Genomic DNA, 9,745 nt, shown 5'->3' on the forward strand with positions numbered 1-9,745 from the left:
TTTATACCTGATATCAGGTAGCCCACGTTACCGGCAGCCATTTCCTTGCGAGGCTCCTGGTTAAGTTTGAGCACGCCAATCTCATCCGCTTCGTAGGTCTTGCCGGTGTTAATGAACTTCACCTTCTCCCCTTTTTTCAAGGTACCGTTGTAGATACGGAAGTACACCTCGATACCTCTGTATGAGTTGAATACGGAGTCAAAGATTAAAGCCTGAAGCGGAGCGGCAGGGTCGCCCTTTGGTGCAGGAACCCGGTCACAGATAGCGTTCAGTATTTCTTCTATACCTATACCTGCTTTACCGGAGGCATGGATAATGTCTTCTCTGTCGCAGCCGATCAGATCGATGATCTGGTCACTCACCTCTTCCGGCATGGCATGCGGCAGGTCAATCTTGTTCAGCACCGGGATAATTTCCAGGTCAGAACCGATGGCCAGGTAGAGGTTCGAAATAGTCTGGGCCTCTATACCTTGCGAAGAATCCACGATCAGCAGCGCTCCCTCACAGGCAGCAATGGAACGGGACACTTCATAAGAGAAGTCGACGTGGCCTGGTGTATCGATCAGGTTCAACACATAGTCCTCTCCTTTATAGTGATAATTCATCTGGATGGCGTGACTCTTAATAGTAATGCCGCGCTCACGCTCCAGGTCCATGTTATCGAGCAGCTGGTTTTGCATTTCACGCTCTGCAACCGTAGAAGTAAATTCCAGCAGGCGGTCAGCAGCGTGCTTTTACCGTGGTCGATGTGAGCGATGATGCAGAAATTGCGAATGTTCTTCATAAATAGTTCTTACGAAAAACAAAGTTAAGAAGAATGTAGGTTTGTTGCTGTATTCCGGCCTAAATCATTTTATGATTGACCTCTTTGCCGGCCCCTCCTTATTATTATGCCAGCACACATGGAATTTAGCATATAAGTTTTATAACTTTAGAATCTTTTTGCAAACCGATAGCAGATATTGTATGCCAGAACAGACTTCCAGCGCCGATAAGATTGCCGCTATGGAGCGTGAGATTCAACTTCTGAAGGAGAAATGTGAGTTCCTGGAGAAGGTCATCCACGAAGTGCCAGCCAACATCTACATCTCCAACCTGGACCTGGGGGTAGTCTGGTGTAACCGCTCCAATGAGGAAAGCCTTGGCTATACCTTGGCTGAGATACTGGAAATGGGTGGCATGAAGTACATAGAGACCATTGTGCACCCGGACGACCAGCAAATCCCTGAAGACAGCATCACCCATTACCAGCAGTTCAATGGGGCTGAATTCGGAGGCTTGTTCCGGGCAAAACACAAGGAGGAAGACCAGTACAAATGGTTTGTAGGCTGGGCCAAGGCTTTCAGCAAAAACCAGCAGGGCGAGGTTAAGGAGGTGGTCTGTGTTGATGTAGACCTGAGCCCTGCCATGAATACGGAATCTCAGTTGGTACAGGCCCTCAAGGAGAAGCTGAAGCAAAAAAGGAGCCGGGTTGTGAGGAGTTTGCGAAAGCGCGAAATTGAGATTCTGGAACTGATCTGCAAGGGGTGCAGTACCAAGGAAATCGCAGAGCAGCTTTTTATCAGCCCGAACACCGTGAGTACCCACCGCAAGAGCATCCAAAAGAAACTCGGCACTACCAATGTGGCTGACCTGGTGTCACTTGGGAAAGAGGCGGGATTAGGCTAAACTACAGCGCTTCCCCATACTCTCACTAATCCTTTGCCTGCTAAACCCCTTCCCTAGAGGCTCGCATAATCGCCCGCTCTTGCCAGCGTATACCTGCTCCTTGGTATTTTCTTGCTTCTAAGGCTATCCATACCGTATATCCCAGTACGGCTTTGGCGATGGTTGCGCTGTTTCCTGGCTTTTCTGAATCAGGCCCTGCCTGTCAATCCTGCGTAAAAATGACTATATTCGCATCAAATTTGAAAAAAATCCTTGTTAGTAAATTATGCAACTTACTAAAGTAGAACCATATAAGCCGGTGAACCACATCCGGATCGTGACGGCTGCCTCCTTGTTTGACGGGCACGACGCTTCGATCAACATCATGCGCCGCATCATCCAGGCATCTGGCGCCGAGGTGATTCACCTGGGCCACAACCGCTCTGTACAGGAGATCGTGGATTGCGCGGTGCAGGAAGACGCACAAGCCATCGCCATCACCTCCTACCAGGGCGGTCACCTGGAGTATTTCAAATACATGTACGACCTGCTCAACGAGCGTGGCTGCGGCCATATCCGCATCTTCGGCGGTGGCGGCGGGGTGATCCTGCCGACTGAGATCGAGGAACTGCATGAATACGGCATTGCCCGCATCTACTCCCCGGACGACGGTCGCGCCATGGGGCTGCAGGGTATGATCAACGACATGCTGGAGAAGTGCGACTTCCCGACAGGCAAAGACCTGAACGGAGAAGCGAAGCACCTGCGTGACAAAGACCCGAAAGCCATCGCCCGGCTGATCTCGGCTGCTGAGAACTTCCCGGAGGAAGCCCGCAGCATTCTGAACGAAGTAAGAGAGCAGGCCAAAGAAGTGAAAACACCAGTGCTCGGTATAACCGGTACGGGTGGTGCCGGTAAATCATCATTGGTGGACGAACTGGTGCGCCGTTTCCTGCTCGACTTCCCGGAGAAGAAGATCGCTATTATTTCGGTGGACCCATCGAAGCGCAAGACCGGTGGTGCCCTGTTGGGCGACCGTATCCGTATGAACTCGATCTCGAACGAGCGGGTATACATGCGCTCCCTGGCCACACGCCAGAGCAACCTGGCCCTGAGCAAGTATGTGCAGGACGCGGTAGACATCGTGAAAGCGGCCGATTTTGACATGATCATCCTGGAGACATCTGGTATAGGCCAGTCTGACACGGAGATCATCGAGCACTCCGATATGAGCCTGTATGTGATGACGCCGGAGTACGGTGCCGCCACGCAGCTCGAGAAGATCGATATGCTTGACTTTGCCGACGTGATCGCCCTGAACAAATTTGACAAGCGCGGTGCCCTCGACGCCCTGCGTGACGTGAAGAAACAGTATAAGCGCAACCACCAGTTGTGGGACGTAAGCGACGACGAGATACCGGTGTTCGGCACCATCGCTTCGCAGTTCAACGACCCGGGCATGAACCAGCTCTACCGTGCCGTTATGGCCAAGCTGTCGGAGAAAACAGGCGTTGAGTTCGACTCCAACCTGCAGACCTCTAAAGAAATGTCGGAGAAGGTATACATCATCCCTCCTGCCCGTACGCGTTACCTGTCTGAGATTTCTGAGACTATCCGCAACTACGACAAGTGGACGAAGGATCAGGCCGAAGTAGCGCAGAAGCTTTACGGCATCAAGAAATCAATTGAGGCGGTGCAGGGGATTGAGGTGGAAGACAAGGACCGTCTGATCAAGCAGCTCGAGCAGGCTTATGCCGAAGTAGAGCTGAGCCTGGACGGACAGAACAAGAAGATACTTGAGAACTGGAAAGACAAGGTTCAAGCCTACAAGAACGAGTTCTATGTGTTCAAGGTGCGTGACAAAGAACTAAAGATCAAGACGCATACTGAATCGCTCTCGCACCTGCAAATACCAAAGGTTTCTACTCCGCGCTACGAGGCCTGGGGTGATTTGCTCAAGTGGAACCTGCAGGAGAACGTGCCGGGTGAGTTCCCTTATACAGCGGGTGTTTTCCCGTTCAAGCGCGAAGGCGAAGACCCAACCCGTATGTTTGCGGGCGAAGGCGGACCGGAGCGTACCAACCGTCGCTTCCACTATGTGAGCCTGGGTATGCCAGCAAAGCGCCTCTCCACGGCTTTCGACTCGGTAACGCTTTACGGTGAAGACCCGGACTTCAGACCAGACATCTACGGCAAGATCGGTAACTCCGGCGTGAGCATCTGCTGCCTGGATGATGCCAAGAAACTGTACTCCGGCTTCAACCTGGCCGACCCGATGACCTCGGTTTCGATGACCATCAATGGTCCTGCTGCGATTCTGACCGGCTTCTTCATGAATGCCGCCATCGACCAGCAGTGTGAACTGTACATCAAAGAGAACGGTCTCGAAGAAGAAATCAACCAGAAGATCGACGCCATCTACAAAGAGAAAGGCACGGAGCGTCCACGTTATCAGGCGAACTGCCAAAGGGCAACGACGGCCTTGGCCTGATGCTATTGGGCGTTACCGGCGACCAGGTGCTACCGGCTGAGGTATACGAGCCGATAAAGGCACGCACTTTGGCTTCTGTACGTGGCACCGTGCAGGCGGATATCCTGAAAGAAGACCAGGCGCAAAATACCTGTATCTTCTCCACGGAATTCTCACTGCGATTGATGGGTGACGTGCAGGCCTACTTCATCGACAAGAACGTACGCAACTTCTACTCGGTGTCTATCTCCGGCTATCACATCGCGGAGGCAGGTGCCAACCCGATTTCCCAGTTGGCCTTCACGTTGGCCAATGGCTTTACGTTTGTGGAATACTATGTGAGCCGCGGTATGGACATCAACAAGTTTGCGCCAAACCTGAGCTTCTTCTTCTCAAACGGTATCGATCCGGAATATGCGGTGATTGGTCGTGTGGCCCGAAGAATCTGGGCGAAGGCGATGAAGCACAAGTATAATGCTGATGCTCGTTCGCAGATGCTGAAGTACCACATCCAGACCTCTGGCCGTTCACTGCACGCGCAGGAGATCGACTTTAACGACATCCGCACCACGCTGCAGGCACTGTATGCAATTTACGACAACTGTAACTCACTGCACACGAACGCTTACGACGAGGCGATCACGACCCCAACAGAAGCATCTGTTCGTCGTGCCATGGCCATCCAGCTGATCATCAACCGTGAGCTGGGTCTGGCCAAGAACGAGAACCCGCTGCAGGGCTCGTTCATTATCGAAGAATTGACTGACCTGGTAGAAGAGGCTGTACTGGCCGAATTTGACCGCATCACGGAACGTGGCGGTGTATTGGGTGCCATGGAGACAATGTACCAGCGCGGTAAGATTCAGGAGGAAAGCCTGTACTACGAGACACTGAAGCACACGGGAGAGTACCCGATCATCGGCGTGAACACCTTCCTTTCTTCCACAGGTTCGCCAACGGTGCTGCCTACAGAAGTAATTCGCGCAACGGAAGACGAAAAGCAATACCAGATCTCGATGCTGCAAAGCTTGCACCAGCGCAATGCCGATAAGTCAGAAGAAATGCTGAAACGCATCCAGCAGGTGGCGATCAACAACGGGAACATCTTTGAGGAGATGATGGAGACCGTGAAGTACTGCTCACTGGGTCAGATTACCAACGCCCTGTTTGAGGTCGGCGGACAGTACCGCAGAAATATGTAAGTTTTGATAAAATATGCCGCCAGCAGGCGGCGTTATTAAAAGCAAAGGCCGGGCAAATGCCCGGCCTTCTTTTTTGTATCTGCTGGCAGTCAGCAACTTGACAACATATTGCAGCTTTGAGAGGTATAAAGCAACATAAATAAATCGCACCATGAAAACCAAAAATAAAAATAAAGACATTGAGGATTTCCCGTTCGTGCTGATTGGCTCGGCACTCGTGTTCCTGGGCCTGGCAGCTTACGTATACCTGAGCACCAGGATCGAGGAAGAAGAGATCGACTTTGACCTTTGGGAAGAAAACATCAGCGATTATGCCTGATAGAGTACAGGTATGAGCACCTTTTTTAAGAAAGCAAAAAGCCAGTTCGCAACCTGCTAAGGTATAGCGAACTGGCTTTTTTTTGACTTAATCTTATACCTAAAGCGAGAAGTTACCGGAAGCTTCCGGTTGAAACGTCACCTTTTCAATTTTATAGTTGATCGTGCCTGATGGAACAGGCCACTCTACCTCGTCTCCTTCTTTACAGCCAATAATGGCTGTACCTACCGGAGCGAGAATGGAAATTTTACGGGTGTTCACGTCGGCATCCTTCGGGTACACCAGCGTAATCTCCATTTCCTTGCCGCTCTTCAAGTCCTTTAATAAAACACTTGAATTCATCGTCACGACTTCTGCTGGAATCTCCTCCGAAGCAACCCGCCTGGCCCGCTTCAGTTCTTCACCGAGCTTAGCAATGTTTGGCTGCATGCCTGCACCCTGTCTTTGCTGCTGCACCAGATCAACCAGGCGCTTGTAATCCTGCTCGGTCAGATAGATTAAGTTATCCATATCAATTAAGTACGTAGTTTTTGCTGATAGAACTGGGGGAAGGCTTCTTCGGAAAATAAATGTCCTTGAAACTCTTCGTCTGCCCCTGCTCCACACGCCTGAATATTTTATCCGGCGTGATATCCTGCAGGGATGCAAAGCCGCAGGCCTCCATCACTTCGATGGTTGACTTGATGGTATTGCCATGGAAGTTGGCCACACGCACCCGCTTATCTGCTACGTCCAGCCCCTTGTACAGGTTCTTATCCTGTGTGGCTATACCTACCGGGCAGCGGCCGGAGTCACACTGCAAGGCCTGTATACAGCCCAGCGCGAACATCATACCCCTTGCACTGTAGCATATGTCAGCACCCAGCGAAATGGCCTTGATGATGTCCACCCCGGTGATGATCTTACCCGCTGCAATTAGCTTAATCTCGTCACGCAGCCCGTAGAGTTCCAGCATGTGCTGCACGTAGGCCAGGGCATCATAAAGCGGCATTCCCAGGCTATCGGTAAACTCAAGTGGTGCGGCACCTGTACCGCCCTCAGCCCCGTCTATCGTAATGAAGTCCGGGTAGATGCGGTTGTGCTTCATTTCCTGGCAGAGGCGCTCAAACTCCTGCTTGTTACCAATGCACAGCTTGATACCGATCGGTTTTCCGTCTGAGAGTACGCGCAATTTGTCTATGTACAGCAGCATGGTGAACTGGTCACTGAAAGCGGAGTGCGCCGGTGGCGAGGCCACTGTGTATAGGGTTCCACCTTGCGTATAGCTGCGATCTCCGGTGTATTCTTGGCAGCCGGCAGTATACCTCCGTGCCCTGGCTTGGCTCCCTGAGACAGCTTGATCTCCACCATTTTTGATGTGCGGGTGCGCTACCTGCTCTTTGAACAGCTTTTCAGAGAAATTACCGTCTTTGTCGCGGCAGCCAAAGTAGCCCGTACCGATCTGCCAGATCAGGTCGCCGCCCCCTTCTATGTGGAAGGGACTCACGCCACCCTCACCGGTATTGTGGGCAAAGCCACCCAGTTTGGCACCTGCACTCAGGGCAGTTACAGCTGTTTTACTCAGAGAGCCATAGCTCATGGCTGAGATATTGTAAATGCTGGCGCTATAAGGCTGCTTACAGCGGCTGCCTCCTACTGTCACGCGCAGGTCCTTGGCCTGTACGTGCACCGGGAACATGGTATGGGCAATCCACTCGAGCCCGGCTCCTGGCTATTGGCCTGCATACCGAAAGGCACCGTCTCGCGCACGTTCTTGGCACGCTGGTACACGATGGAGCGCTGGCGTCGGCTGAATGGCTTGCCATCCAGGTCGGACTCAAAGAAGTACTGCCGGAGTTCCGGCCGTATGCTCTCGAAGAAATAGCGCAGATAGCCGACCAGCGGATAGTTGCGCAGAATGGAGTGCCTGCCCTGTCGCACGTTGCGCAGGTATACCAGGTGCAAAGGCACAATGACCAAGAGAAGCCACAGATATGACCGCTCAAAAATCGATAAAAACAAGGTAAACAGATAAGCTGCTATAAAGACGTATCCAAGGGATTGCCTCACACTGACCTTACTTGCCATGTCGTAAAATCTTAGAAAATGAATAAGATGAAAGAAAATTGCTTAACCAGAAATCTGTAATTGCCAGTTATGTTGCGGGGCGCCAGAGCGTAAGCTCCGGCTTACTTGTTAAAGGCCTTAGGAGAGGAAAAAAAGTTAAGGCAATAGCCATTCAGTTCATCACACATTACCACATGATGAGAAGCTGCTACCAGACCTGAAGCAGGTATGGTAAGCCAGAAAGAAGGATATTTGCCGGTTGGCCTCATGTCTTTTCGTTTGACAGTGCAAAGTTAATTGAAAGAAAAGAAGAAAACCTAAAAATCATACGCTAATAAGTGGCAGGCTGTTTTTTTCAGCTCCAATAAAGGGGGGATACGCCTACTTCATGCTTTTGTACTAAAATACAGTGCATGAGGGTGAAAGATGCACAACCTAAATCACTATATAGCGTTAAAAAATTCAAGTTTAACTCTTCAGGCTATATATCATGATGCGCTTTACGACAATATCCTCTCTCCTGCTCATCGGCACCACATTTGGCTACCTTATGAAAAGCTGGATGTCGCCCGAGCAGCTCCAAATGGACCTCCACGAAGAAGACATACACTTGTATCTCTAAGCTTGCGACTGTTGTTTAGATTAGGAGGAAGCAGGCGCCAGGCCTGCTTCTTCTCTTGAATGCATTCCTTTTAGGTTAATCCCCCCTTTAGCCGTACCTTTATCACCGAAAATCAATCCTATCATCTATACCATTATACATGACACAAAAGGAAAAAATAAGCTACATCATCGGCCGCGACATGGCAGCCAACCTCAAAAAACAGGGAATTGACATCGAAGCGGATGCTTTTGTAAAAGGCCTGAAAGAGGTGATTGCCGGTGAGCCATCTTCCCTGTCGCAGCAGGAGATCCAGATGGCCATGATGGCGCTACAGCAGGAAATGCAGGAAAAGCAGGGTGCCAAAGGTGGTGAAAACCAGAAAGCCGGTGAAGCATTTTTAGCGGAAAATAAAAACAAGGAGGGTGTTAAAACACTGCCAAGCGGACTGCAGTACCAGGTGCTTGAGGAAGGTACAGGCAAGTCGCCGGCAGCCTCTGACAAAGTAACGACTCACTACCACGGCACTCTGATCGACGGTACGGTGTTCGACTCAAGCTACGAGCGCGGTCAGCCTGCCACATTCCCGGTTAATGGTGTGATCGCCGGCTGGACAGAAGCCCTTCAGTTGATGAAGGAAGGTGCTAAATGGAGACTATTCATTCCGTCGAACCTGGCTTATGGCTCACAGGGCGCCGGTGACGTGATCGGGCCAAATACTACACTGATCTTTGATGTGGAACTGATCTCAGTTCATTAATTTATACAAGCGTAATAAATAAAGAGGTCCGGCCAGGTGATAATCACACCAGCCGGACCTCTTTTTATTCGGAGAGCGCTGCACCTAGGCCATCTTCAGGTCAGTTTCAGCCATCTCATGCAGCCAGCGGCGACTCTCTTCCTGGTACAGGAAATGGTGGATGATCATGAAATTATCTCCGTCCATCAGTTCATCCCCATCTATTTCATTTACCAGACTATTGTAAGCGAATACGGGCATAACAACCGCCACAAACACATTCTTGTTTACAGCACGCAGCACTTCCGGAAAAACATACTTGAACACCCACTGCTGGTCTTCTTTCTCAATGGCAAGCCTACTCTGCAGGTTTAGTATCCATTTCTGCGGCTTGTACATAAACACTATGTCCATGATGTGCGCATAACCCTGTCGCAGCTCGTTGGAGCTTACTTCCCCGTCCCACTTAATATAAAGTGTTTCTTCCTCATGCACGTATTTCAGCCTCAACTGCTCCTGCAGCACACTGCGATGCTGATCCCTTACCGAGAAATGTCTGCCAAAAGCATGGGCACCCATCAAATTGTCTGTGTACATGGTACGTATCAGTTTATGCGGCTTATAGCCATCAGGTAGAAGATATTTAAACTAAACATAGTCAGCCAAAGAAGAGCGACTTGGATTTTGTATAAACAAAGATGTAATATTTATATATTAATAA

General features: G+C 50.6%; 9 protein-coding genes and 2 pseudogenes. 5 read left to right on the forward strand and 6 right to left on the reverse strand.

Annotation, left to right across the window (positions count from 1 at the left end; translation table 11 throughout):
- A partial coding sequence (locus O71_RS27595; RefSeq protein WP_369750999.1) for an EF-Tu/IF-2/RF-3 family GTPase occupies positions 1 to 167 on the reverse strand: 167 nt, incomplete at its 3' end.
- Between the two features lie 138 nt (positions 168 to 305).
- Positions 306 to 784 (reverse strand): annotated as a pseudogene (locus O71_RS27600) (GTP-binding protein); the annotation flags it as partial.
- Positions 785 to 966: 182 nt separating this feature from the next.
- On the opposite strand from O71_RS27600, the gene O71_RS19735 reads away from it, so the two are divergent.
- The 3 genes and pseudogenes from O71_RS19735 (at position 967) to O71_RS24135 (ending at position 5,638) form a co-directional block, all read left to right on the forward strand.
- Positions 967 to 1,668, forward strand: a complete 702-nt coding sequence (locus O71_RS19735; protein WP_007660551.1) for a LuxR C-terminal-related transcriptional regulator — start codon at positions 967 to 969, stop codon at positions 1,666 to 1,668.
- 265 nt (positions 1,669 to 1,933) lie between these two features.
- Positions 1,934 to 5,319 (forward strand): annotated as a pseudogene (locus O71_RS19740) (methylmalonyl-CoA mutase family protein).
- A gap of 151 nt (positions 5,320 to 5,470) precedes the next feature.
- Complete coding sequence (locus O71_RS24135) at positions 5,471 to 5,638, forward strand: hypothetical protein (RefSeq protein WP_155801027.1); 168 nt, start codon at positions 5,471 to 5,473, stop codon at positions 5,636 to 5,638.
- 99 nt (positions 5,639 to 5,737) lie between these two features.
- Here the strand turns inward: O71_RS24135 and rnk are convergent, their stop codons facing one another.
- From rnk to O71_RS24770, 3 genes are read right to left on the reverse strand one after another with little or no spacing between them, the layout of a single operon-like run.
- A complete protein-coding gene (gene rnk, locus O71_RS19745; protein WP_007660557.1) occupies positions 5,738 to 6,148 on the reverse strand; it encodes a nucleoside diphosphate kinase regulator in 411 nt (136 codons plus the stop codon).
- A gap of 1 nt (position 6,149) precedes the next feature.
- Positions 6,150 to 7,316: an FMN-binding glutamate synthase family protein gene (locus tag O71_RS19750; RefSeq protein ID WP_202800249.1), complete on the reverse strand. Its 1,167-nt coding sequence runs from the start codon at positions 7,314 to 7,316 to the stop codon at positions 6,150 to 6,152.
- On the reverse strand, positions 7,277 to 7,639 hold the full coding sequence (locus O71_RS24770; RefSeq protein ID WP_007660561.1) for a hypothetical protein: 363 nt from the start codon (positions 7,637 to 7,639) through the stop codon (positions 7,277 to 7,279). Before O71_RS24770 ends, O71_RS19750 begins: the two co-directional genes overlap by 40 nt.
- Before the next feature lie 535 nt (positions 7,640 to 8,174).
- Between O71_RS24770 and O71_RS26750 the strand changes: the two genes are divergently transcribed.
- The gene (locus O71_RS26750; protein ID WP_255345436.1) at positions 8,175 to 8,306 is read left to right on the forward strand and encodes a hypothetical protein; all 132 of its coding nucleotides are present in this window, start codon (positions 8,175 to 8,177) and stop codon (positions 8,304 to 8,306) included.
- A 139-nt stretch (positions 8,307 to 8,445) separates the two neighbouring features.
- The gene (locus O71_RS19755; RefSeq protein WP_007660563.1) at positions 8,446 to 9,045 is read left to right on the forward strand and encodes an FKBP-type peptidyl-prolyl cis-trans isomerase; all 600 of its coding nucleotides are present in this window, start codon (positions 8,446 to 8,448) and stop codon (positions 9,043 to 9,045) included.
- A gap of 84 nt (positions 9,046 to 9,129) precedes the next feature.
- Here O71_RS19755 and O71_RS19760 read toward each other — a convergent pair whose 3' ends face one another.
- A complete protein-coding gene (locus O71_RS19760; RefSeq protein WP_007660565.1) occupies positions 9,130 to 9,621 on the reverse strand; it encodes a hypothetical protein in 492 nt (163 codons plus the stop codon).
- Between the last annotated feature and the right edge of the window lie 124 nt (positions 9,622 to 9,745).

The sequence above is a fragment of the Pontibacter sp. BAB1700 genome, assembly GCF_000277005.1.
In the GTDB taxonomy this organism is placed as follows: Bacteria; Bacteroidota; Bacteroidia; order Cytophagales; family Hymenobacteraceae; genus Pontibacter; species Pontibacter lucknowensis.